Source organism: Sphingobacterium sp. BIGb0116 (genome assembly GCF_024808035.1).
Taxonomy (GTDB): domain Bacteria; phylum Bacteroidota; class Bacteroidia; order Sphingobacteriales; family Sphingobacteriaceae; genus Sphingobacterium; species Sphingobacterium paramultivorum.
In genome coordinates this window covers 250,514-276,285 of record NZ_JANUDT010000011.1, presented here as the reverse complement: position 1 = coordinate 276,285, position 25,772 = coordinate 250,514, and the positions used below count along the sequence as shown (strand labels likewise).

The 25,772-nt window shown below is 39.2% G+C and carries 17 protein-coding genes; 7 read left to right on the top strand and 10 right to left on the bottom strand.

Features of this window, described 5'->3' with window-relative positions; all coding sequences use genetic code 11:
• Positions 1-27 precede the first annotated feature (27 nt).
• Positions 28-1,125 carry a TlpA disulfide reductase family protein gene (locus M2419_RS24015; protein ID WP_153844994.1) on the bottom strand — a complete coding sequence of 366 codons (1,098 nt, stop codon included), beginning with the start codon at positions 1,123-1,125 and terminating at the stop codon, positions 28-30.
• A gap of 231 nt (positions 1,126-1,356) precedes the next feature.
• Positions 1,357-3,972, bottom strand: a complete 2,616-nt coding sequence (alaS, locus tag M2419_RS24010) for an alanine--tRNA ligase (RefSeq protein WP_159729167.1) — start codon at positions 3,970-3,972, stop codon at positions 1,357-1,359.
• Positions 3,973-4,394: 422 nt separating this feature from the next.
• On the opposite strand from alaS, the gene M2419_RS24005 reads away from it, so the two are divergent.
• From M2419_RS24005 to M2419_RS23985, 5 genes are all read left to right on the top strand, one after another.
• Positions 4,395-5,243, top strand: coding sequence for a universal stress protein (locus M2419_RS24005; protein ID WP_153844996.1), 849 nt, complete (start codon positions 4,395-4,397; stop codon positions 5,241-5,243).
• A gap of 10 nt (positions 5,244-5,253) precedes the next feature.
• Positions 5,254-6,096: a universal stress protein gene (locus tag M2419_RS24000; RefSeq protein ID WP_153844997.1), complete on the top strand. Its 843-nt coding sequence runs from the start codon at positions 5,254-5,256 to the stop codon at positions 6,094-6,096.
• Positions 6,097-6,186: 90 nt separating this feature from the next.
• Positions 6,187-7,530: an OmpA family protein gene (locus tag M2419_RS23995; RefSeq protein ID WP_120336541.1), complete on the top strand. Its 1,344-nt coding sequence runs from the start codon at positions 6,187-6,189 to the stop codon at positions 7,528-7,530.
• Between the two features lie 144 nt (positions 7,531-7,674).
• Positions 7,675-9,000, top strand: a complete 1,326-nt coding sequence (locus M2419_RS23990) for an OmpA family protein (protein WP_159729169.1) — start codon at positions 7,675-7,677, stop codon at positions 8,998-9,000.
• 207 nt (positions 9,001-9,207) lie between these two features.
• Positions 9,208-10,566 (top strand): S41 family peptidase, encoded by a 1,359-nt coding sequence (locus M2419_RS23985; RefSeq protein WP_159729171.1) that lies wholly within the window; start codon positions 9,208-9,210, stop codon positions 10,564-10,566.
• 5 nt (positions 10,567-10,571) lie between these two features.
• On the opposite strand, the gene M2419_RS23980 is transcribed toward M2419_RS23985, so the two are convergent.
• The 6 genes from M2419_RS23980 to M2419_RS23955 form a co-directional block, all read right to left on the bottom strand.
• The gene (locus M2419_RS23980; RefSeq protein WP_153845000.1) at positions 10,572-10,886 is read right to left on the bottom strand and encodes a hypothetical protein; all 315 of its coding nucleotides are present in this window, start codon (positions 10,884-10,886) and stop codon (positions 10,572-10,574) included.
• A gap of 78 nt (positions 10,887-10,964) precedes the next feature.
• Positions 10,965-11,768 (bottom strand): hypothetical protein, encoded by an 804-nt coding sequence (locus M2419_RS23975; RefSeq protein ID WP_153845001.1) that lies wholly within the window; start codon positions 11,766-11,768, stop codon positions 10,965-10,967.
• Positions 11,769-11,824: 56 nt separating this feature from the next.
• Entirely contained in the window at positions 11,825-13,180 is a 1,356-nt protein-coding gene (locus M2419_RS23970) for a hypothetical protein (protein ID WP_075991678.1), read from the bottom strand.
• Between the two features lie 369 nt (positions 13,181-13,549).
• Positions 13,550-16,903: a TonB-dependent receptor gene (locus M2419_RS23965; RefSeq protein ID WP_228280327.1), complete on the bottom strand. Its 3,354-nt coding sequence runs from the start codon at positions 16,901-16,903 to the stop codon at positions 13,550-13,552.
• 163 nt (positions 16,904-17,066) lie between these two features.
• The gene (locus M2419_RS23960; RefSeq protein WP_153845003.1) at positions 17,067-18,029 is read right to left on the bottom strand and encodes a FecR family protein; all 963 of its coding nucleotides are present in this window, start codon (positions 18,027-18,029) and stop codon (positions 17,067-17,069) included.
• A gap of 131 nt (positions 18,030-18,160) precedes the next feature.
• Positions 18,161-18,775, bottom strand: coding sequence for an RNA polymerase sigma factor (locus M2419_RS23955; protein WP_153845004.1), 615 nt, complete (start codon positions 18,773-18,775; stop codon positions 18,161-18,163).
• 263 nt (positions 18,776-19,038) lie between these two features.
• Here M2419_RS23955 and M2419_RS23950 point away from each other — a divergent pair, with 263 nt between their 5' ends.
• Together M2419_RS23950 and M2419_RS23945 are read left to right on the top strand one after the other, a co-directional pair.
• Entirely contained in the window at positions 19,039-20,916 is a 1,878-nt protein-coding gene (locus M2419_RS23950) for a DEAD/DEAH box helicase (RefSeq protein ID WP_153845005.1), read from the top strand.
• Between the two features lie 158 nt (positions 20,917-21,074).
• Positions 21,075-22,856: a long-chain fatty acid--CoA ligase gene (locus M2419_RS23945; protein WP_259255759.1), complete on the top strand. Its 1,782-nt coding sequence runs from the start codon at positions 21,075-21,077 to the stop codon at positions 22,854-22,856.
• Positions 22,857-22,917: 61 nt separating this feature from the next.
• On the opposite strand, the gene rlmB is transcribed toward M2419_RS23945, so the two are convergent.
• Positions 22,918-23,706, bottom strand: coding sequence for a 23S rRNA (guanosine(2251)-2'-O)-methyltransferase RlmB (rlmB, locus tag M2419_RS23940; protein WP_046672182.1), 789 nt, complete (start codon positions 23,704-23,706; stop codon positions 22,918-22,920).
• A 77-nt stretch (positions 23,707-23,783) separates the two neighbouring features.
• Entirely contained in the window at positions 23,784-25,628 is a 1,845-nt protein-coding gene (locus M2419_RS23935; protein WP_153845007.1) for a DNA polymerase III subunit gamma/tau, read from the bottom strand.
• Positions 25,629-25,772: the final 144 nt, after the last annotated feature.

Sequence of the window (25,772 nt, the reverse complement as noted above, 5' to 3'; positions counted from 1 at the left end):
ATATAATATTTAACAATAACACATTGATTACTTAATTGTTTTCTTCAAAAATGCCTCTAACTCTTCTCCACGCAAGTTCTTTGCTATAATAATGCCGTTCGGATCGAGAACATATGAGGTAGGCAAGGCTTTCACACGGTAATCAATGACAACCGGTGAGCTCCAAGCCTTCAAATCTGACACATGTGTCCAAGTTAACTTGTCATCTTCAATAGCACGCATCCAGGAACCAGGATTATCATCAAATGAAACGGAGAGTATATCAAAGCCTTTACCATGATAGGTATTGTACAACCTAACGAGATTAGGGTTTTCCTGGCGACAGGGCATACACCATGAAGCCCAAAAATCCACCAAAGTATATTTCCCTTTAAAACTCGATAATTTAACTTCTTTATTTGATGGTGTAAAAGAAGTCAACTCAGGAGCAGGTTGCCCAATTGCCATTTTTTTCAGTTTTTGGGTCTCCTCTTTAAACTGTGTTACATATCTGTTCTCCGTAAATTCATTTTTTATTTTATCTGCATAGGTAATGATTTCATTTTCGGCTACTTCAGGATCTAAGGTCGAGATTGCATAAAAACCTGCAAGATCATTATGTTTATTCGAGAAATCGACTGCTTTTTTTGTATATGTACGCAATTCTTCTGCAAACTTTGCTTTATATTCAGCACGAATCTTTTCGATCTCAGCTGCTGTCGAATTGGCCGTTAGCTTTGAAAACACTGTCTGCAATGAGTCCTGTAGATAATCGCGATAATTTCGCTCTTTGGCAAAAGGCTGTATAGTCTTTGACAATTCAGAACCATCAACCTGGTAATCATTTACATCTTTATGCAAATCTGTCTTAAATGTAATCGTTTCTCCCGGAGAAGCAATTAAATCGTACCGATTTTTACCAACACGCAAGGACAACAATCTGGATTGGCTAGCAGGTCGTACGAACTGAAATTTGTTATTATCGCCAAAAAACATAGAATCCAGCTTGGTATCGCCTTCATACAATGAAATAACTTTGATATTGCCAGGATTTTCGACATTTCCAGCGATGGTAAACTGTTCTTTATTTTGGCAACCCATCATCAAACCAACGATCCCTACTGCTAAAAAAACTGCCTTTTTCATCCTTTTATTTTTATTTGTTAAGTACCTATTCCCAATTACGCAAATGGCTTTGCTCTGTTTGATTCACGCTACATGTCACAGCTTAAAGAATCGTAAAAACTATCAGATTTATTCGAATCCTCCAAGGAAGAACTCGAATAAATCTGATGGCTTCGTATTGTATATTTAGGAAATAAAATCATCTATTTACATCCTAGTTTAGCTAAGTAGCCTGTTCAACTACCCTAAAATTTATTTCAAGAAATCTATTGCTCGCTCAATTGCACCTTTTAATCCGGCAGGGTTCTTACCTCCAGCTGTTGCAAAGAATGGCTGACCACCGCCACCACCTTGGATATCCTTGGCTAGATCACGAACGATATTACTTGCATTCAATCCTTTTTCTTTAGCCAATTCATCTGATATGACGACTGTTAAACTTGGTTTACCATCAAATTCAGCACCGATAACCAAAAATAAGTTGTTAACGGCACCCTTCACGGCATAAGCCAAGGTTTTCACCGCCTCTGGACTCGGTAGATCGACGATTGTGGACAAGAAATTAATCTCGCCAACCTGCTGGATCTTTGCTTCCAGATCTGACTTTAACGCTAAGGATTTTTCTGTAATACTTTTCTCTACCTCTTTTTTCAAAGCGCCATTCTCATCGATGATTTTACCCAGTGCAGAAACAAAATCCTTCGGATTATTCATGAGCTCTTTCAGGTGGTGAACCAATTCGAAATGTTCACGGATAACAGCTGCAGAACGAGTTCCAGTAATCGCTTCTATACGACGTACACCAGCTGCTACAGCAGATTCCGAAACGATTTTGAAAAACCCTATTTGCCCTGTTGCTTTAACATGTGTACCACCGCACAATTCTTTAGAATATTGATCTTCGAAGGTGATTACACGAACAAAATCGCCATACTTCTCACCAAATAGTGCTGTTACACCCGAATCCAATGCTTGTTGATAAGGTACATTTCGTTCCTCCTTCAACGGAATATTTTCACGAATTTTGGCATTGACAATATCTTCCACCTGTTTGATCTCTTCTTCTGTCATTTTTGCAAAATGAGAGATATCAAAGCGCAAAATATCAGCGTTGACCAACGATCCCTTTTGATTCACATGACTTCCCAACACCTGCTTTAAGGCAGCGTGCAGCAAATGGGTTGCGGAGTGATTGTTCTCAGTATCGATTCTTTTGGTTTTATCGACCTGTGCAACAAATGTTCCTTTCAATTCCAGCGGCAATTTGTTTGTAAAATGTACAAATAGACCGTTTTCCTTTTTCGTATCTGTGATATAAATCTTTTCTCCAGTTTCTTCGGAAACCAATTCTCCAGAGTCGCCTACCTGGCCACCACCTTCGGCATAAAAAGGACTAACAGAAAGCACCAATTGGAATTGCTCTTTATTTTTCGCAACAACTTTACGGTATTTAATAACTTCAGTAACAGCAGTCAATGCATCATAGCCTACAAATTCAAATCCCTCTTCATCATTTACCACAACCCAATCACCCGTATCTATAGCAGTGGCAGCACGAGAACGATCTTTCTGAATTTGAAGTGCTTGGTTGAAACCTTCCATATCAACTGTTAAACCTTTTTCGCGCGCTAGCAATTCCGTCAAATCGATAGGAAATCCATACGTATCGTATAATTCAAAAGCAAAATCCCCGTTAATTACGGTGTGGTCCTCCACATAATTTTCAAAACGTTGGACGCCCGTAGACAACGTTCTTAAGAATGAAACCTCCTCTTCCAAGATTACTTTCTGCACAAAATCCTGCTGCTGGATCAATTCGTCAAATACTCCGGCGAACTGAGCTGCCAATACAGGTACAAGTTCATTGATAAAAGGAGCCTTAAAGCCTAAAAATGTATAAGCATAGCGTACTGCACGACGTAAAATACGACGGATCACGTAGCCAGCTTTATTGTTGGATGGCAGTTGACCATCGGAAATTGCAAAACTAACCGCACGAATATGATCAGACACTACCCGCATGGCAATATCAGACTTTTCATCTATACCGTATTTTATACCTGATTTCTCAGCAATAAAATCAATGGTAGGCGTAAATACATCTGTATCATAATTGGAGGTCTTCCCCTGTATACATCGCACCAAACGCTCAAAGCCCATTCCCGTATCCACATGTTTAGCTGGTAACGACTGAAGTGAACCATCTTTCAACCGATTAAATTGCATGAAGACAAGGTTCCAGATCTCAATTACTTGAGGGTGGTCTGCGTTGACCAAACTCTGCCCTGAAGTCTGTATGCGCTCTTCCGGACTACGCATATCGAAATGGATTTCGGAACAAGGTCCACAAGGTCCTGTCTCGCCCATTTCCCAGAAATTATCTTTTTTGTTACCAAGGAGAATTCTATCTTCACCAATCCATTCTTTCCAGAAATCGAAAGCTTCCATATCACGTTCTAAGCCTTCTTTTGCATCCCCCTCAAAAATAGTCACATATAAACGATCTTTGTCTAATTTATATACTTCTGTCAACAGCTCCCAAGCCCAAGCAATAGCTTCTTTCTTAAAGTAATCACCAAAGCTCCAATTTCCCAACATCTCAAACAACGTATGGTGGTAGGTATCGATCCCTACTTCTTCCAAATCATTGTGCTTTCCGGAAACACGCAAACAACGTTGCGTATCGGCAACACGCGGAAATTTAATGGGTGCTTCACCAAGAAACAAATCTTTGAATTGATTCATCCCCGCATTGGTAAACATTAATGTCGGGTCATTTTTTACAACTACTGGTGCTGAAGGTACTATCTGATGCCCTTTACTTTTAAAAAAGTCCAGAAAGGCTTGACGAATTTCTCTACTTGTCATTTAATTATCTAAAAATATGTGCAAACTTACTCAAAATTGGTAGGTTATGCAATGTAGAATTCCATATATTGACCTTGAAACGACTGTTTTCTCTAAACGACCAAAACTTCAATATTGACTTTTCAAACAAAAAAATCAGGAGATAACATACAGACAATTAGGGTACACTTATTTTGGATGTGACAGAAATCACAAACTGATATTAAATACAACATTTTAAAAGTGTTATTAGTTATTCATTTTTGTCTAAAGCGCGTCAAATTCAACACGTAAAACAACAAAAACTATTTGACTTAAGGTCATTCACAATTACATTTGTTTTATTACATTTGATAGTAAAATAGGGAATCTAGTACACTTTCACGCACATTCCCTAAATGCAAAATAAATAAGATTAGATTTTGTAGATTAAATTCCTTCTAATGAAAAAAAACATTCTACTACCGGTAGATTTTTCGGCTCATTCTAATAATGCTGTAAATTACGCAGTGGACCTTGCTCTCGAAAAGGGGTATTCTATCCATCTTTACCACAATTATACTTCGGCTTCTGCTGTATTTGAGGACGAAAATGGCCGTAATGAGACTAATTCTCCAACATTCAAAGCTGATATTCTTATTAAAAATCTGGCAGAATCAATAAAATTAAAGCATCCTACGCTTGAAATAACCACCCAATGTGAGCGCGGTATGATTACTGAAACACTACCGGAGCTCGCCACCCCTAGTCGATTTGATTTTGTCATCATGGGGACTAAAGGCATCACCAATGACGATAGCCAACTTATTGGCAGCACGACCTATGTCATTAGCAAAAAAGCCAAAATACCTGTCTTGGCCATCCCCACTGAAGCGTCCTTTACACCTATTGACAAAGTTGGCTTACTGTCTAATTTTAAAGAAGAAGAGGTACAGACCGTACAAGATTTTGTCAACATCATCGGCAAAGACTTTGAACTAAAACTTATGCATGTTCACTACGATCATTCATCAGAAAACAGAATCGAAGACAAGCTTGAAGTATGGAAATATAAGATCAAAAAATATATTGGTGTGACCAATATTGCTATAGAAGTGGATTCAATACAAGGCGACATTGAGGACTTAGATACGGTTCCGGAAGTGATTAATGAGATGATCCATGAGGAAAAGATCAAAATATTATTGGTGACACGATCGAGGAAATCGTTCTTTGAACGTGTTTTTACGCGTTCCGTTGCAAAAGCATTATTTAGTCATCCCTTAGTTCCAATATTTTTTACTAAAGCATAACCTTATAGCCATGTCTAAACTATTAATACCAGTAGATTATTCCGAAAACGCACGAGTTGCCGCATTTTATGCAGCTCAAATCGCGACGACAACAAATGATGAGATTACACTCTTTCATTCGTTCACTTCGCATATCAACAAATTTGCAAATGCGAAGCATTTAGTAGACCCCACCGAGGGAGAAGCTCGCCGTCAGATGGAAAAACTTGTAGCCGAACTTCTACAGGAATATCCTTCGCTTAAAATTTCTACCTTATTTGCCAACGGTATTTTGGCTGAAACACTGGATAAACAAGAGATAAAAGAGGTCTATCAAACGGTGATTATGGGTACAAAAGGAGTGACCGGACTTGAATCTGTATTGATTGGAAGCAATACATATGATGTCATTAAAGAGTCGAAGATCCCTGTTCTAGCCATCCCAAAAAACGCGATAAAATTCAAAAATGACAACATCGCTCTATTGACAAATTTCAAACCCGGTGAACTTGAAGTGCTTAAACAAGCGATACCATTGTATGGGAAAAATTTCCATTTACAACTCATACATATCAATAAAAATGAACTAGAAATCAATATATTAGGAGAAAAACTTGAAAATTGGATTGAACAGATTATTGCTGAAACTGGGATCGAGGATATTTCCTATATCATCAAGTCGCCAAGTTATTTTGCAGGTTCACGAGAGAATATTGCTAACGGTATCCATACCATTATCCGGGATGAAGATATCGATGTTATTTTGATCACAAAAAGCAGAAAAACTTTTTTCCAAAACATTTTTACAGAAAATATTGTTAAGCATCTGGCTTTTGAAATTGAGGTGCCAAACTTTTTTGGGCGTGTAGAGTAACCAAATAATTTTTGGCAAATTTATTGCAAGAGTGTTCAGTGAGTTAATTTAACAACAGTATTATAGTAGATAATTTTACAAACACGCATTATGAAAATTAGCCTTAAAAAATCAGGATTACTTGTTGCGGCAGGAATTTTATCCACCGCATCCTTTGCGCAAAGCACAAAAGAAGCATCAATCGAAGGCACAACTCCATTAGGTTCGGCGACACAATATAGAACCTGGTCTATCGGTGTAGGGGCCGGTGTAACAAGCTTGCAGAATATCGCCAAGTTTAACAATGGTGGTTATGACAAACTAGACTGGAATTTAGGATATAGTGCTTATATCAAGAAACAAATCTCACCATCATTCGGATTGAAAGCAACTTATTTTGGCGGAAAGACAGCTGGTTATGATAACAGTGACAAGCAAACTGGATTCGAAACCAAAACTCCTTGGTCAGTTGCCTTATCTGGTGAGTTTTTAGCAGCCAACACGAATTGGAGATTTTTCAACAGTTTTATTAAACCTTATGCATCGATTGGTGTTGGGGTAATGAATGCTGAAACTGCTGCAATCGCTGGTGGTAACAAAGGTGAATATGGAGATTCCTATTCCAAAATCTTTGTACCTGCAGATTTTGGTTTGAAATTCGCTGTTGCCAAAGGCATCAATTTTGAATTGGGTTATCAATTGAATTGGGCGAACCAACGATTTGACAATCGTTACAATACAACTCCGCCACAACAATACAAAAATGACTTATTTACTTACGCACATGCCGGCTTAGAATTCGCCTTAGGCAGCAGCAGCAAACCTGCATTGAATAATTCGAATCCTGTCGCAACCCTTGTGAATGACTATACAGTAAAATACGATGATCTAAAAGCTCAAAATGATGCATTGAATGCTAAAAACCAAGCTTTGCAAGGTCAATTGGATGGTCTAAACAATGATCTAAAAGATGACGACGGTGACGGTGTTGCCAACAAATATGATAAATGTCCGGGCACACCTTCAGGTGTTCAGGTTGACGGATCAGGTTGTCCAATTGTCGTGAAAAACGAAACCAAAGTTGTTGAAAAAGTAGTGGTTACTGAAGCAGATCGAAAAGTTGTTGCTGAAGCGATCAAAAACTTAGAATTCGATTTAGGTAAAGCAACTATTCGCTCCACTTCGTATGCAACATTGAATAAAGTTGCTGCGTTATTGATCGAGAAGAATTTTAGTTTAAAACTCGCAGGTCACACCGACAATACAGGTTCACGTGAATTAAATATGCGTTTATCTAAAGAGCGTGCAGAGTCTGTAAAAGCATATTTAGTATCTCAGGGTGCTAATGCGTCGCGTATCGAAGCAACTGGATATGGTCCAGACCAACCAATTGCATCTAATAAAAATGCAGCGGGCCGCCAACAGAATCGCCGTGTTGAATTTACACTTTATTAATAACTAACAAATTACACTAATAAAAAGGTGTTTTAAACAGAAACACCTTTTTATTTACCAAACGTCATATTTCAACTACAAACCTATAGTTAATTTAATTTTTAACTTATTACTTTTACAGCGGTTTATACAAACACAAATTATATGAAACTAAAATTACAATTAGTACTTGCTCTAGCATCAGCGGGCTTATTTGCCAATAATGCAATTGCTCAAAATGCAAAGGTATCATCCATTGAGGGAACAACTCCATTTGGACCAGCTACACAATACAGAACATGGTCTATTGGTGTCGGTGCCGGAGTGACAAACCAAACTAACATTGCTGGTTTTAATCGTGAAGGATACGATGACTTAGCATGGAACTTGGGGTATAGTGCTTATATTAAAAAGCAAATCTCTCCTTCTTTCGGCATTAAAGCGAGTTACTTTGGCGGTAAAACAGGTGGCGCATTTAAAGATGGATCACAATCTTTTGAGGCTAAAACACCATGGTCTGCTGCATTGTCAGGAGAATTCCAAGCGGCTAATACCAACTGGAGATTCTTCAACAGTTTTATCAAACCTTATGCATCTATCGGTGTTGGGGTGATGAACAGCAAAACTACGTTGACAACAGGATCAACTTCCCAAGAAGCGGATGGTATTTCTAAAATTTACGTACCATTGGACATGGGACTTAAATTTGCTGTTGCCAAAGGAATCAACTTCGAGTTGGGTTATCAGTTAAATTGGGTTAACCAAAACTTTGACGGTATTCAAGGTGGTCAATATAAGAATGACTTGTTTACTTACATCCATGGTGGTTTAGAATTTGCATTGGGTAATGGTAGCAAACCAGCTTTGAACAATTCAAATCCAGTAGCAACCTTAGTTAACGACTACACATTGAAATATGATGATCTTAAAGCACAAAATGATGCTTTAAATGCTAAAAACCAAGCACTAAAAAATCAATTGGATGGTCTAAACAGTGATCTGAAAGATGATGATGGTGATGGTGTAGCTAACAAATATGACAAATGCCCAGGCACACCTTCAGGTGTTCAGGTAGACGGTGCAGGATGTCCAATCGTTGTGAAAAACGAAACGAGAGTGGTTGAAAAGGTTGTTGTAACAGAAGCTGACCGAAAAGTTGTTGCTGACGCAATCAAAAACTTGGAATTCGATTTAGGAAAAGCAACCATACGTCCTACGTCATACGCGACATTAAATAAAGTAGCCGAACTGTTAATCGAGAAAAATTTTAGCTTAAAACTAGCTGGTCACACTGATAATACAGGTTCCCGTGAATTGAACATGCGTTTATCAAAAGAACGCGCTGAATCGGTAAAAGCCTATTTAGTATCTCAAGGTGCTAATGCATCACGTATTGAAGCGACAGGTTATGGCCCTGACCAACCGATCGCATCAAACAAAACCGCTGATGGTCGTCAACAAAACCGTCGCGTAGAGTTCACGCTTTATTAATCGATATTCTTTGATTTATACAAGCCAAAGGCATCACTTCACGGTGATGCCTTTTTTATTACTCCTTTTCTTATCGAAACCTTATTCTTTAGTAAGGTAAACGTAAAAAGCTCCCCCTATTTAAAGTAAATAAACATTTGAGCAACAAAAAGATAACTTCCAAACAAACAACATAACACGTATTTTTAATAAAGCAAAATTTAAAAAATGCGTAGACCCCATGCTCTTGTGTTGGCTTTCTTTTCGTTGATCTTTTCCTCTTGTGAAAAGGATCCACCGCTTCACGAACCCGGATCAAATGAAACCATCAACCAGTGGACATTAGACCAAATGAAACGCTACTACTACTGGAATGATAAAATTAGATCAACCCAAGGTTACCAACAAAGTCCAGATTTATTTTTCAAAAGCATCTTATTTCCAGATGACCATTATTCCAGCATATTACAGACACTTAACAGCGACACCTATGGCAATACGCTGACGAACACCTTTGGGTTAGATATGGTACAACTCCAAACAACCGGTAAAACCATCCAACTGATCACCCAGATTGTTCCCTTCAGCGAAGGAGATTTAATGGGACTCAAACGGGGAGACAGCATAAGCCACATCAACAACGAGCCCATCGACCACAGCAACCTGAAATCGCTACTAAGCAAATCCTTACTTTTACCGGCAATGCATTTGACGCGAAACGATGGCAAAATATTTCATCTGCCTTCTTCCTATATTTCGCAGCCCGTCCTCTATACCGCTAAACTCATCTCCTCCTCCCCCACGGTAGGCTATATGTTTTTAAGTCAATTTGACTTTAGTGGGGCATATTCATTATTGGAAGCGGTCCAAAATTTCAAGTCCCAACAGGTACAAGAACTTATTGTCGATTTACGTTATAACCCCGGTGGACAGGTTGCTTTCGCCTCATTTTGCGCACTCTTATTGGCAGACATCAAGGAAAACGACATTTTTGCTAAATACCAAGGCAACAAAAATATCAAAAATAGAGAAGACAGCTTCGCAGCAGCACTGCAAGGTCAGCCCGATGGCTATTCATTTTCAGCAAAAGATGTTCTAAAACAAGGTTTACATTTAAAAAGAATTTATATGCTCACAGGGCCAAACACGGCATCCGCGTCCGAAATGTTAATTAATGGATTACATCCCTATGTACAGGTTGTACAGGTTGGCGATAAAACCTATGGAAAAGATATGGCATCGACCACGCTATCTACACCTGAGGAGATTCATGGCACTGAACGTGCTTGGCATTTGATTCCCATGATCTATAAAATATACAATAAAATGGGACAAGGAGATTATAGTAACGGAATTACTCCTTCTATCAAGATCGACGAATTTGCCTTTTTACCTTTGCCCCCAATAGGTGACACCAGAGATCCATTGATCCGGGAAGTATTACGAACAATTAGCGATAAAAACACCAGAGTCAAGGGCACTGTCAATACAACAGAAAAGACGAACATTTTATCCCCAAAATATAGAGGAAGTACTTATCAGGTAATACCTATCGAAGTAAGTAAAGAGGATAAGACCGAAAAATAATTTTATCAGTGTGCACAAGAATTTAATGAGGTGATGATCATACGTAGATCGGCTCCAGTCTGTCCATTTTTGGCTAATTTGCGAAGAGAAGGAGACAAAATTTTCGAACGAATGGTTCGTTCCTTCGATTCATAGTCCTGCACGATGTCTTCCAGCTGCTGCAACAGTTCCAAATATTGCCGATAAAGTTCATTCAGCTCCGCCATTTCATTCCGTAAGGCTAGCAGCGCAGCCGCATCAACGGACTGATCTACATCTCCCTGAATTTTCAGGGAGATAGCAAATAAATTGCGATGTTTTATAGCATTGATGCCTTTCATAGTGACTATTTTTTTGAATTAATGGCTTACCATTGATGTAAGTGTTGACAGGTATCTGTGTTTGTTTTGTAATGAGTTTTATTTCTGTAGCCAGATATTATCTAAACCATAGCCTATCCCTCCAATTTCTGAGAATGCATCAACATCAAAAGATGCATCGGATTCTTTTTGAGGGAGATATACAATACCGATATCTACCGAAAAATTAAAAAACAAAAAGACTTTTTGTCCATTTATAAGGATCGGTTTTAAATCCTTATCTAATACTTGCGCCTTTGGCACAAAAGTAGCGTCAATCGGTATTTTGATAAATTCTTCGGGAATTTTATCTGATATCAAGTCGGTAATCAGGATTGGATTTTCGTCATACTTGACCATATCCATTCCCCAACTTTCATCATAGACAGGCTTACCTTGATAAACCGCCAATCGAATTGGCTCACCATTAGGTGAAATTGTTTTATTATAATTTAAGATCTTTACTTGCCTCACACCCGGAATCGATTCGACATCATCTCCTAAGGGATTTGGCCCGACAACGAGTGACGGATCAACGGGACTTTTACTATGTACACCAAAGGTATTTAATCCTGATTTGAGCGGAAGCCGTTGCTCTAGGACGACCTGATCATTACTATTATATGCAACGACCGATGAAGAATCGGCATCTTTATTTCGTAGAAAAATAAAATTAGCATCGCTTGGATTAGCAACTTTTCCATCTATCGTTACTCTTTTTACATCCACCGACGCAGTGCTATAGGATATAAAAGCAATCCGGGCCAGTTCTTCAGTTTCTACAATAGGTTCACCTTTTTGACAGGAAGACAATAGGGATCCAATCCAAAGGGCTATAAAACAGAGAAATAAATTTTTAATCATCTATAAAGGATAAAGAAGTGAGCCATTGTATGGCTCACTCAATTAAATAATCAATATTAATAAGTTTTTGGAGCAAATTGAGTCCAGTTTGCAGTCCAAGGAGCAGTTGTCGGATGGAATGCACCTTTATAAGTTGTACTTCCATCACCATATGCAGGTGAAGTTGACAATGGTCTTAAAAAAGCAGGATTAAATGTAGATGTTGTTGGATAAAAAATATTTCCAGCTCCTGCTAAATTCAAATATGTCGTTGCATCTGTTGACACATTTGTTTGGTTTCCTGTTGGTGTAGCACCACTGAATGCCGCAGTATAAGCATGTACAACATTACCTGTAAAAGTACCTGTTGCACCATCCTGAAATGCTGCACCTGTTGCATAACCAGCGATAATCGAATTTTGAATATCATACTGTGAAGCTCTTCTCCAACGGTTACCAAATTTCAGTTTTGTACCAGCTACAGTAGCATCCTTAATTCCCAAGAATGTAAAATTTTTCAGTACTGGGCGAGTCTTAGGTGTCGCTGCATATGGCGCTGTACCTTCGTTATCCGATTCCAAACCGTTTGAATCCGAGCTACCACTTGATGTGCTATTTGTTGAATTAGGATCCTTTAATGATAAGGCATACTGAATTGTTCCGGTGTATCCATGATCGAAATCAAAGTCATCATCGTCATTCGATAAGGCTACCAGGTATTTCGCATTTACAGTACCGCCAAAGAACTCAAAACCATCATCTTTACCCCAAGATACCTGAATATTTTCCAAGGTGGTACCAGTACCAACACCACCTAAAGTTAGTCCGTTGATCTCATTGTCAGCAGTTAAGTTGTAACCCGCAAATTCAATACGTACATATTTCAATGAGCCTGAATTATCTGCAGCGTTTGTACCTCCATAAGTAACATCTACACCCACAGGTTGAGGAATCCCTTCGATTCTCCGTGTGGCAGCTTGATTGGTAGTTGCGCTACCCAACAATACGACACCTCCGAAATCACCAGGGTTACGAGATCCTGCCGCATTTGGAGAAGTGAATACGATTGGTGCGGAAGCAGTACCGTTGGCGATTAATTTCGCTGTTTTAGGTACAACCAAAACGCCTTTGATATTTTGTGTTATTCCGGTGATTTGGTCATCGTATGCTTTAGTTACACCAGAAGTAATGTAAGTACCCGCTTGAATCGTCAATGTTGCACCCGGTTTTACGAAAGCAACTCCATCAATTTTCCATACGGTATCTGCAGAAAGCGTAGTTTTAGTAATAATACCGGCAGCATCTGTTGGGATCGTTGCCTGAGGTTTGTTTGGCAAACCAGCATTCAAATCTGAATTAGGTCCTACGTTGTCTTTGTTACAAGAAGCCAATGCGATTGCGCATACGCTTGCTACTGTTAAGATTTTTTTCATTTTGTGTTAAATAATTACTAGTTTTGCCATCACAAGATCATTTTTTAGACTATGCATCCCTATGGGATAGCATTTCATAAGGTTGCATAGTTGTTTTCAATCACCCGTTTTCTGTATTTTTCTATTTTATTTCCCTGTTGTGCGACTTGGACAAACCCGGAACTCTTTTACATTATTTAGGAGTGATATGAAACTGCCTCGCGCAGGTTATTCTTTATATTTCAATTTTTTTATTACGTTGTTGGTGCAAATTGAGTCCAACGAACGGTCCACGGAGGCGTTGAAGGATGAAACGCATCTTTATATGTCGTACTACCGTCCCCATAGGCCGGCGAAGTTCATTTCTTTAATTGATTTAAAACTTATTTATTAAAAATTATAGGTAACTGAAAGATTAAATCTTCTTCCATCTTTTTTACGATAGGTTATTATATCCCCATCCGCTTTATTATATTTATTATCTCCTTTTACTTTTGTGGTAACATAGTCACCTGTCTGAGGATCATTGGCAGTCGTAAATCCTTCAGTATTTTCATAATAGCGTGTCCAATCATCAAGCAGATTAGCCAAATTAAGTTTGACTTCCATTTTTTTATTAAAAAAACGTGCATAAAATTGTGCATCCAACTGCTTTGGTGCCAATTCATATTCAACTGCTGAAAGGTTAAAATTCCCAATATTTGTCCGGTACCCCCTATGGTTATAACTTGTCGTAATTCCGAAATAATCGCCCCAATAACCAAATCCTAGGTTTAACAACCATGGCGATTGTCCCATCAAAGGTCTATCTTGCCCCGGATAACGCGACTGGCGACGTTTAGGTCCATCGGGCGTGGCGCCATCTATAGTTTCCCAATGGGATAACACATTGACTTTAGATTTCAAAAGCGTGCCATTAGCTGATATAAATAGATCTTTTAGCCATTCTTGATCACCTATAAATGCAAAGTTTTTTCGAATTTCTAATTCTAGCCCTAAATTCTTTGCAGATTCCATATTTGCAAAAGTATAATTCCGCTTATCGTCCCCTCGATGTACGAGCTCTATTGGTTTGTCTAAATACTTATAATAGCCCGTTAGGGATATTATTTCACCTGAAGACGGATACCATTCAAAACGCATATCCAGATTATCAATCACAGTACTCTGCACTTGTTCGCCCGATACATAACCATCTAATTCAAAATCATACATCGCAAACATACCTACCTCTCTAAAATCCGGACGAATTACCGTACGCGCATAACTTCCTCGAATATTGAATGTATTGGTTAAATTAAACGTGGCATTAATAGATGGTAAAAACCGCCAGTTATTTTCTTTTACACCAAGTTCATAGGCTTCAGCACCATTTGTATCTCCCTTTTGATACTTTCTTTTATACAGCTCCTCCTGTCTACTATTAAGATTAAAATATTCAGCCCTTACACCATACACCAACCGCAATTTTTGCCATAGCCTTTGATCAGCCATTAAAAAAAGTGCATGGGAGCTCATTTCTCCATTATAATACCTACCGCCAAGACCTTCGGCATAATAGTATGCTTGCCCATCTCCATTTCCAATATTTTCATTTGAAAACAATCTATCATAACTCGACTCAATTGGAGGAGCAGGGACACTAACATTGCCAACCAAGGTCGATCGTGTCATAGGTAAAAATTTAAACAAATCCAATGTTCTTTTTTTGACCCAAGCCTGATAACCTAATTTTACAAGAGTTGATACTCCTGTACCTCGTTGAAATTTCCGAGAAAATGCTGCGCTCCAATTATAATCGGTCTCATCTATACTAGTCCACATTCGCCAATCAGTTACCGCCCCTTTATTAGAAAATCCAGCAGTTGTCAATAAATTAGGTGTTTGAAAATAAGGTTGATCATCTATCGTGGTCGTTATTCTATAGGAGAGCTTTCGTTCATCTAAAATTTGCTGTTTAATCTTATTGATGGTAAACATTCCCTCCGCTTTTACCTGCCAGGGCATCTGATATTCTCCGATCAACTGATGTTGCTGCAACGACATCGCCTCAGGTAATTGATACGTAAGCCTATTTGCTTTTGGATCAGGGTCAGTGTATACTTTTCGAATACTTTCATTGTAATTATTTGCATACGTACGTGCATACATATTTCGTAAAGAAACTTTAAATCCATCCGCTTGATACCCCATATTTGCAACCAATCCAGCGTTACTGTTAAAGCGATAAGAGGTGCCGGCACCGTTGTCTCCGATACCGGTACTATCTATATAGTGCGCTCCAATTAATGCAGACCCCCTCGTATTATTAAACGCAACAATATTCTGCTCGTTTCTAAAGTTTACCGAAGCTGCAAAACCGAATCGATTTCCGTTATTTAACTGATACAAGCGACCAAGCGAAAAACGCATATTCTGATTAGGGTAAGCTTTATATTTATATTGCCTCATCGCGTCACTGTTAAAGCGTTTGGATTGTGCGATAGCGTCCAAATCGTTGTACTTCACGGCATCACCAAATTCAGTTGGATTTAAAGGGGTATTATTTAATTCCTCGTCTGTCAAAATATAACCCGGAGGCGCATCTAATAATAAAGACCTGCTATTCCATTGCCAGGTTTTTATTCCATCAGGCATTTTTGACGATTTGTCAAAGAAACCGAAATATTCACTTGTATGTCGTTTTCCAAGTCGGTAAAAATTTTTTCCCAAAGTTTGACTATTACTTCCTGATCCAATTTGTATTGTTGTAAAATTCTCTTCTGGAATATCTATCGTATTCACCGAAACCTGTCCGCCGGAAAATTCAGCGGATACATCCGGTGTTGCCGTTTTATTGACTACCACCGAGCTCACCATTTCTGTCGGTATAATATCAAAGGAAAAATCCCGTCTATTCTGCGAAGTACTCGGAATCACCACACCGTCCAACATGGCCTGATTGTAGCGGTCGGACATCCCCCGCACAATGACGTTCCGATTATTAACAGTGGTCAATCCGGTAACACGTTTTAAAACCTGCCCCATATCATTGTCCGGTGTACGGGCGATCTGTTCGGCGGATATTCCGTCCGTCACCGACGCTGCGTTTTTTTGCGCCGCATACAGACCGGCTACGGAAGCTTTTTTAAACGACACATTGACAACTGCCGTCTCTAGCGCATTTACCTGCGTCTTCATAGCAATGTTTAACCCTGTCCGGTCTCCGGCCTGTATTTTGACCCCTTCAATACGTTGGGTCTGGTAAGAGAGGTAACTGACTTCCAGTATGTAGGTTCCCGGTTCAGCATTCAAAAGATAGCTCCCATCAATACCGCTCTGTGTTGATTTATTGGTACCGATCAGTTTGATGCTGGCATTAGCCAAAGGCTGACCGCGATCATCAATAACTTTACCTGAAATATACCCATTCTGCTGTACAGGTTTTTCGACTAATGTAATATAGACACTGTTGTCATGAGCCATTAGGTCAGTCTCCCTGAGCAGATAACGCATGACATCGCGGACACTATTACTTTTAAAAATTTTGGCATTTACCTTTTTCTTTGCCAGATTATATTTCGCTGCATCGAAAGCGATATGTATATTTTGGGATTCCAAACGTTCGAAAGCCGCCGGAATATTAGATTCACTAAAAGAAACTGTAATCTTTTTATTGAGTAACTGCCCGTATGCGCCCGAAGCTAAGAGCATTTCGGCCGACACGATCGAAAGAAATAGACCTACCAACGATGTCCTTATCATAAACTTAATATCGTTTTGCGTAACGTATTGCTTAAATTTCATAAATTTGTATGCGTATATAATATCTCTTAAGTTGTTGTATATATTATTTATACCATCTCCAAATGGTACATGATGCAGAGTTGACGATGGCCGTCGTCAGCTCTCTTTTTTTATCCCCGAATTAGTAAATATGCACTATCCTGCCCTCCTTCCTTGATTTGTTGTGATGAATTGCTTTGATACTTTCCAGGGTTGCCGTCCAGGACAGCTGCTTTGATATCGGCATACTATACCGTTGTTGGGCAATCCGCTGATCGTCAGTTTTAATATCCACATCATAGATATTTTTGACCGCCAGTGCCAATTCTTCAAAACTGCTTTGCTTAAGATAGACTCTTCCCTCAATCCAGCTATTACGTGTCGTCAGATCAAAAGTCTCCTGATGGCTATTGTGGTTATTTTGGGTATAACGGATCTGTTCGCCGCGGGTCAGCACACCCAGCGGATTGCTATCGGCAGTAACCTGCACTTTACCTGTAAATACAGACACCGATATATCATCCAATTCCGCATAGTTTTTCACGGTAAAAGAGGTCCCCAGCACCCTTGTCTGTATTTGTCGGGCGTTCACCACAAAAGCTTTTGTGGAATCTTTCTTGACCTCAAAATAGGCCTCTCCAGCCATAAGCTCCACAACTCTATCACGCCTATTGTAAGAGACGGTATCCAATTTAATTTTGGAATATGCGTTCATTACAACGGTTGATCCGTCGGCCAAAAATATCCGCTTACGTTGTGAGGCCCCTGTTTCAAAAATCCGGTAACCGGGTTTTAAATTCGCTTCTCTTTGGGAGAAATTCAGATCATGCTGCTTTGTCCAAAATAAAACGCCAACACATAACAGTAGACTTGCCGCAACCGCTCCGCTCCAGTAGATTATGCTCCGACCCACTGATTTTTTAGACGCAGTACTTCCAATACGTTGCTGTATATTATTCCATAATCGAACCTCATCTACCTCCCCTGCAGAAAGTTCTTCCCGATCAAGCGTATCATACCAGCGATCAATCAGGGACCTCTCAGCCTTGTTCGCATTATTATGCTGGTATCTATAGATTAAGGATTCAAAAATTCTTCTTTTCACTTTTTATGCCTGCTGTTTATATACAAGTCCGCAAAAAAGCCCCAAAGTACTTCAAGAAATAGTTAATGTTGTATGAAAGAATTGTTAAAGGATCAAAGTTCAGAAAATAGGAATGTGGCAAGGTGGGTAAGCTACTTAGCGAGCTCGTCTATAATAAAGACCAAAAGAAGGCTAAAACTACCGTTTTGAACATGTTGATAGCCCAAAATAGCTTTCCGTAGTCGTTTGGATGCTTCCGTAAGGTTATTTTTGACCGTTTGCTCAGACAGCCCCATACGTGTAGCAATCTCTCGAATGGATAAATGTTCCCACTTCAATAAAAGTGCCTGTCTCATATTATGGGGCATAACCTCGAGTTCTTCCTCCAACAATTTCTCTAACGCTAGATATGTTTTGAGATCCTCTGGATGTTCCTGTACATAATCAAAAATATGCTTGCTCCAATGATCCAACAATTTATCTTTGGCTTTGGTGGAATTAAAAAAGTCTATAATTTTATATTTGAGCATTCCTTTCAAATAGGCTGGGAGATTCATTTGGATGTCGATTGTATGCCGCCTTTCCCAAAACTGGACAAACAGCTCCTGTAGAATATCCTCCACATCCTGTCGGTCTAGGATCCGACGGGCAGCGTGCTGATAAAGATCTTTCCAGCAATAGCGATACAATTCCTCATAAGCGGAAGTATCGTTAAACTCTTTAATAGCTTGTAGCCAACGCTGATGTACAACTGGTCCTTGATTCATGCTAATACCAAAATTAAGGTTGAAATATTAAGTTTCTATTAATAAATGAATAAAGAAACTGTAGGTATATAAAATAGTTTCACATTCGAAATAATACTTTTCAAAGTGAGCTAAATCTATATAACAGCGCTCAATTTATTATCACCTGGTATAAAAGAATCAGATCACCTTAAAAATCAATTATTTAAATTATTTGTTTATTCCAATATTATTCTTACCTTTGCAACGCCTTAGGCAATAGTGCCTATTGTATAAAATATTTCATGAACCCATTTTTAGAACTGGGAATCCGTGAGGAAGTTGTTAATGCCATCTCAGAATTAGGTTTCGAAAAACCTTCTGAAATTCAGGAAAAAGCCATTCCTGTTTTATTGACTGGTAACGACGATTTTGTCGGATTAGCCCAAACTGGCACAGGAAAGACCGCGGCATTTGGTCTTCCATTATTAGAGCAATTAGACTTTTCTCAAAAACACCCACAGGCATTAATTCTTTGCCCTACTCGGGAATTATGTTTACAAATCTCAAAAGATTTAGAAAAATTTGCTAAATACGTTGACAACGTACATGTTGTTGCTGTATATGGAGGTGCAAATATCTCAGACCAGCTACGTCAAATTAGACGTGGAGTGCAAATTGTAGTAGCGACCCCAGGTCGTATGTTGGATATCATCGGCAGAAATGCGATTGATTTTTCAAATGTAAAATATGTTGTATTGGATGAAGCGGATGAGATGCTCAATATGGGCTTCAAAGAAGACATCAACAACATTTTGTCAGAAACTCCTGACGAGAAAAAAACTTGGTTATTTTCGGCGACAATGCCTTCTGAGGTACGTCGTATCGCAAAGAATTATATGACCGATCCAGTTGAGCTTACTGTAGGAACAAAAAACACCGGTAACGCCAACATTGAACACCACTATTATTTGATCAAAGCAAAAGATAAATACGCTGCGTTCAAACGTATTGTGGATTCAAACCCTGATATCTTTGGTATCGTATTTTGTCGTACAAAAATCGAAACACAGGATATCGCTGAAGCGTTGATCAAAGATGGTTACAATGCGGATTCACTGCATGGTGATTTGTCCCAACAACAACGTGATAAAGTAATGAAACGTTACCGTGACCGTAGTTTACAATTGTTGATCGCAACAGACGTAGCCGCTCGTGGTATTGATGTAAGTGATGTAACTCACGTTATTAACTTCTCTTTACCTGATGAAACAGAAAACTATACACACCGTTCAGGCCGTACAGCCCGTGCAGGTAAAACTGGTATTTCACTTTCTTTGGTAAACGTAAAAGAACTAAGCAAAATCCGTCATCTTGAAAAGATCATCGGTAAGCCTTTTGAGAAAAAACAAGTACCTCAAGGTGCTGAAGTTTGCGAAAAACAATTATTTTCTATCGTTAAAAAGATTGAAAATGTTGAAGTAAACGACGAACAAATCAGCCCATTCTTGCCTGCAATTATGGAAAATTTGGAGTCACTTTCAAAAGAAGATATCATCAAAAGATTCGCTTCTCTTGAGTTCAACCGTTTCTTGGATTATTACAAAAATGCACCTGATTTAAATATCGAAGCGCGTGACGGTGGTCGTGAAGACCGCGGTGATAGACGTGATGGTCGTTCACGTGAAGGTTCAAAAGGCTACACGCGTTTATTTATGAACTTAGGTTCTGTAGATGAATTCTCTCGTGGAGATATGTTGGGCTTCATCTGTAACAATGCGAATATTTCAGGAAAATCAATCGGTAAAATTGATTTGAAAGGCGTGTTCACATTCTTCGAAGTTCAAGATGCAGAAGTAGAAAAAGTATTCCAAGGATTCCAAGGTGTAGATTACAACGGTCGTCAAGTACGTATCGAAGTATCTGGTGAAGCAAGAGGTGAAGGTCGTAGCGACCGTGGCGGAAGAAGCCGTGGTGGTGATCGTGGCGGAAGACGTGAAGGTGGATACCGTGGTGGTGATCGCGGTGGAAGACGTGAAGGTGGATATGGTGGCGGCGAACGCAGCGGAAGACGTGAAGGCGGATTCAGTGGTGAGCGTCGTGAGCGTGGTGAGCGTAGCAGCAATGGCGGTGGCTTCCGTGATTTCTCTGGAAAACGTAAAGAATCAAAAAGCAAATACTAATCATTAGTACTTAGCATAAGAGTGAAAGACTCTGGCATAAAAGCGATCAGCTTGAGATGCCAGAGTCTTTTCTTTTATATCCCTTCTAGCAGTACAGGTACTAATCTCGCCCGCCAATACAATAGTATCTATAAAAAAACGTAAATTAGCTGTATTACATGAACTGGATTTCCAACATGCCAACAGCAACAAGATTATTTGATTTAGCAAGCTTGCAATATGCTATTGCACCAGATTTCCCTATGTTTTCTTTCAAAAAAGACAACGAGTGGATAAAAGTAAGTAATACCGAATTTATTGAACGGGTCAATAAGACATCAAAAGGTTTGATCGCCCTAGGTGTTCAGCCGGGAGAGAAAGTAGCATTAATTAGTGAGAACCGTATCGAGTGGAATATCCTTGATTTTGCCATTCAACAAATTGGAGCTGTAGTAGTTGCCATTTACCCTAATATTTCGACCTTAGATTACACGTATATCTTCAATCATGCCGAAATCAGGAAGTGTATTGTTAGTTCAAAGACACTATACACAAAGATATTAACGATACAAGATGATTGTCCTCAACTAAATGCTATTTACAGTCTAGACAAAGAGGATGGTCTAAACCATTGGTATGACTTCGTCTCCAAGGGCGAGATCATTACAGATGAAACGCTAAACCAACTACGTGATGGTATAAAAACCAATACATTGGCGTCCATCATTTACACCTCTGGCACAACAGGAAATCCCAAAGGTGTTATGTTGTCTCATAAAAATTTATTGGCAGATACGTTGAGTAGTGAATATTCCTTTCCTGTCGAACGAGGTGATCGTGCCCTCTCCTTTCTTCCAGTTTGTCATGCCTATGAACGCGTATTCCAATATGTATATATGTACAAAGGTTTGACAATCTTCTTTGCTCAATCGATGGATACGATAGGTGAAGATTTTAAATCCGTTAAACCGCATATTTTTTCCGCAGTACCTCGTGTATTGGAGAAAGTTTATGAAAAGATTATGGCTACAGGAGAGCAGCTAACAGGAGTCAAGCGTAAGCTATTCTTCTGGTCCTTGAGCGTCGGAGAACAATACAAACTGGAGGGACGTACATGGTGGTATGACTTTCAACTGAACATTGCCCGTAAATTAGTTTTTTCAAAATGGCGCGAAGCATTAGGTGGTGACATCAAAGGAATTGCCTCCGGGAGTGCTGCTTTACAGGAAAGATTAATCCGTCTGTATATGGCATCAGGAATTCCAATATATGAAGGTTATGGCCTCACTGAGGCGGGACCATGTATCGCTGTAAACTGCTATAAACGAGGTATGAAAATTGGTACTGTAGGCTTACCGTTAATTAATATCGAAATAAAGCTTGCTGACGATGGAGAAATATTGACTAAAGGCGAGAATAATATGATTGGCTATTATAAAAATCCAGAGGCAACAGCAGAAGCGATCAAAGATGGCTGGTTGTACACAGGAGATATTGGTGAATGGGTAGACGGTAAATTTCTCAAAATTATAGACCGAAAGAAAGAGATGTTCAAGACTTCTGGAGGAAAATATATCGTTCCGCAGCAGATCGAGTCTAAACTGGTCGAATCTTCATTTATCGAACAGGCTATGGTACTTGGAGAAGGCCGTAAGTTTCCTGTGGCGTTGATTGTTCCCAACTATAATAATCTTCTAGAATGGTCAAGAAGTGCTTTTCCCGCCCTTGCTAATCTTTCTAGACTAGATTTTCTAAATAGCCCAGAACTGAAACAGAAAATGGAATCGGAACTCAACCGTATTAATCAAAATTTTGGCAGCTGGGAACAGATCAAGAAGTTCACCATAGTCCCCGACGAAATGACCGTTGAAACCGGTGAATTGACACCGACGTTAAAAATGAAAAGAAAAGTTATCTTACAAAGATACGAACAAGAGATTGAAGAGATTTATCAAAACTAGTCTACAAAAAAAGCCTTTGTCAAAACAAAGGCTTTTTTTGTAATCAACTAAATTATATTCTTTATTTTTTAACAATCCGTTGGCGAATCGCTTCATAGATCACTACTGCGGCCGATACAGATACATTTAACGAACCTATTTCACCGTACATTGGTATCTTGGCCAGGTGGTCGGCAATGCGGATTAGGTCATTGGAAACACCAACATCCTCCGCACCCATAATCACACAGGTTGGAGCTGTATAATCCACATCGTAAATGCTCGACGTTGTTTTTTCTGTACTGGCAACTAACTGTACACCTGAATCAATCAAAAATTTACCAACTTTGGACAAGCTATCATGGCGACAGACAGGGATTTTATAGAGTGCTCCAGCAGATGTTTTAATCGCATCAGGGTTAACCTCAGCCGAGCCCTTTTTAGGGACAATGATGGCATGGACTCCAGAACATTCTGCTGTACGTGCAATAGCACCCAAATTGCGCACATCTGTCACTCCATCCAACATCAGAAGTAAAGGAGTTTCACCTTTTTCATAAATCTGAGGGAGAAGTTCTTCTATATCATGATAGGTAATTGGAGAAATAACCGCAATTACACCTTGATGATTTTTACGTGTTATCCGGTTTAATTTTTCAATTGGCACCTGTTGAGAAGCGATATTATGTTCCTTTAACAAGGCTTTCAATTCTAGAATCAAACTGCCGCTCAAGCCGCGTTGTATAAATAATGACTCGATCTCTTTACCACTATCGATTGCTTCGATGACAGCACGAATACCAAATACCATCTGATTCACTTCACGTCTTTCCCCGTGGTCGCGATCACGTCTCTGAAAATTTCCTTGCATAATAAATACTAAATATTTCCCTCTTCATGGAAGAGTTTGCAAATGTACAAAAATAAAAAACAACTAGCGTGTTTGAATTAGCTTAGCCCCAAGTTAAACTCTTTCCGCAAAGTATCTAAAAGCGGGTTTTTATTGACCATGGCTTGATACTTCTCCTGTGAGGTATAAGGTTTACGCGAAATAGTATGTTCCATCATCACGCCCTTTAGATCCAATGAAAAATTCTGGAGTTTCACACGTAGGTAGTTCAGTACATCAACCTTTGCACTTTGCAATACATCCATCTGAACACCATTTTCAACATCAATTTCAATCAATACACCATTTAATCGGGGTTGCATAGCCGTCATCATGGTGTACAGATTGATCTTGTTTTCTGTTTTAAGCTGTTCAGCATAACTGTTCCAAACAGTAATAAATTGGCCGAATGAAACATCACGCTGTTCGTTCCCACGTATCAATTCTGGTTCATCCCCTTCTTTGGCAACCGCATTGTTATCGTATATGGTATTCAAATCCGGCAAAGACGGAATAATTGCTGCAGTAGATGCTCCCCATCCGCCTTTTTTTACTTTAGGGGGCACGTTGGAAATAGGATCTTTTTTCACCTCTTCCTTAGTCTCGGAAGCCTGATAATTTACGGGGTTAGCTTGCGAACGCGGTGCCACATGGTTTTCAACGACAGGAGCATTCGCAGGAGAAGTTGCTTGCGGAGTGGAGACTACCGAAGTTTGTTGCGCTTGTCCAACTACTGGCTCAGGAAGTTTTTTTTTTACGCCCTCGGTTGCCGAAGGAATCTGTGCGGATCCAAGCTGGCTCAATTTAATCGCACTTGCGATATGACATGTCTTGAGGAGTGAAAGTTCAACTTGCAGGCGTTGATTTTTACTTGTCTTATAGTTGATCTCACATTGATTGGAAATATTCAATGCAGATAACAAAAATCCTGGAGAAGCTTTTTGGGACTGCTGCAGATACTTTTGACGAATACTATCACTGACTTCCAATAATTTTAGCGTAGTTGGCTCCTTAGCAACCAACAAATTTCTGAAATGCGCTGACAGACCTGCTATGAAATGACTGCCATCAAATCCGTGATTTAAAATCTCATTGAAAATCAATAAGGTTTGTGCCGCATCCTCAGTTAAAATAGCATCTGTTAGCTTAAAATAATAATCGTAATCCAAGATATTCAAATTATCGATTACAGCTTGATAGGTGACATTTTTATTGGAAAAACTGACGATCTGATCGAACATCGACAAGGCATCCCGAAGGCCACCATCGGCCTTTTGGGCAATGATATGTAATCCGTCCTGATCATAAGCAATACCTTCTCTGTCAGCGATACGGGCCAAATGACTTGCCATATCTTCCACTTTGATCCGATTAAAATCGAAAATCTGACAGCGCGAAAGAATAGTAGGTAAAATCTTATGTTTTTCTGTGGTCGCCAGAATAAAGATAGCATAGGAAGGTGGCTCCTCTAAAGTCTTCAAAAAAGCATTGAAAGCCGCTTGAGAAAGCATATGCACCTCATCTATGATATAGATTTTATATTTTCCAGCCTGAGGTGGTATACGTACTTGATCAATCAGGTTACGGATATCGTCTACGGAATTATTGGATGCCGCATCCAGTTCATGAATACTGAAAGAATTTCCATTTTGGAAAGACTTACAGCTATCACATGCGCCACAGGGTTCGGTACCTGCCAAGATGTTTTCACAATTTATTGTTTTAGCTAAAATCCGTGCACAGGTAGTTTTACCTACACCACGGGGACCACAAAACAAAAATGCTTGCGCCAACTGGTTGTTGTGAATTGCATTCTTTAAGGTACCAGTGATGTGTTGCTGACCTACAACCGAATCAAAGGTAATCGGGCGGTATTTACGTGCAGAAACAATAAAATTATCCATTGCACGAAGATACGGATTTTAAAAATGAAAAAGGAGAATCTAAAACCTAAAAATAGATTGTAATTTTTTAATAATAATTCCTTCAATGTACAAAAAAAGCAAATTTTATCGTTAATTTTATATTAATACAATGTTATTAAATTG

Excerpts from the sequence above, each read along its gene's own strand:
- M2419_RS24015 (WP_153844994.1), bottom strand. The coding sequence starts at position 1,125 with ATGAAAAAGGCAGTTTTTTTAGCAGTAGGGATCGTTGGTTTGATGATG.
- alaS (WP_159729167.1), bottom strand. The coding sequence starts at position 3,972 with ATGACAAGTAGAGAAATTCGTCAAGCCTTTCTGGACTTTTTTAAAAGT.
- M2419_RS24005 (WP_153844996.1), top strand. The coding sequence starts at position 4,395 with ATGAAAAAAAACATTCTACTACCGGTAGATTTTTCGGCTCATTCTAAT.
- M2419_RS24000 (WP_153844997.1), top strand. The coding sequence starts at position 5,254 with ATGTCTAAACTATTAATACCAGTAGATTATTCCGAAAACGCACGAGTT.
- M2419_RS23995 (WP_120336541.1), top strand. The coding sequence starts at position 6,187 with ATGAAAATTAGCCTTAAAAAATCAGGATTACTTGTTGCGGCAGGAATT.
- M2419_RS23990 (WP_159729169.1), top strand. The coding sequence starts at position 7,675 with ATGAAACTAAAATTACAATTAGTACTTGCTCTAGCATCAGCGGGCTTA.
- M2419_RS23985 (WP_159729171.1), top strand. The coding sequence starts at position 9,208 with ATGCGTAGACCCCATGCTCTTGTGTTGGCTTTCTTTTCGTTGATCTTT.
- M2419_RS23980 (WP_153845000.1), bottom strand. The coding sequence starts at position 10,886 with ATGAAAGGCATCAATGCTATAAAACATCGCAATTTATTTGCTATCTCC.
- M2419_RS23975 (WP_153845001.1), bottom strand. The coding sequence starts at position 11,768 with ATGATTAAAAATTTATTTCTCTGTTTTATAGCCCTTTGGATTGGATCC.
- M2419_RS23970 (WP_075991678.1), bottom strand. The coding sequence starts at position 13,180 with ATGAAAAAAATCTTAACAGTAGCAAGCGTATGCGCAATCGCATTGGCT.
- M2419_RS23965 (WP_228280327.1), bottom strand. The coding sequence starts at position 16,903 with ATGATAAGGACATCGTTGGTAGGTCTATTTCTTTCGATCGTGTCGGCC.
- M2419_RS23955 (WP_153845004.1), bottom strand. The coding sequence starts at position 18,775 with ATGAATCAAGGACCAGTTGTACATCAGCGTTGGCTACAAGCTATTAAA.
- M2419_RS23950 (WP_153845005.1), top strand. The coding sequence starts at position 19,039 with ATGAACCCATTTTTAGAACTGGGAATCCGTGAGGAAGTTGTTAATGCC.
- M2419_RS23945 (WP_259255759.1), top strand. The coding sequence starts at position 21,075 with ATGAACTGGATTTCCAACATGCCAACAGCAACAAGATTATTTGATTTA.
- rlmB (WP_046672182.1), bottom strand. The coding sequence starts at position 23,706 with ATGCAAGGAAATTTTCAGAGACGTGATCGCGACCACGGGGAAAGACGT.
- M2419_RS23935 (WP_153845007.1), bottom strand. The coding sequence starts at position 25,628 with ATGGATAATTTTATTGTTTCTGCACGTAAATACCGCCCGATTACCTTT.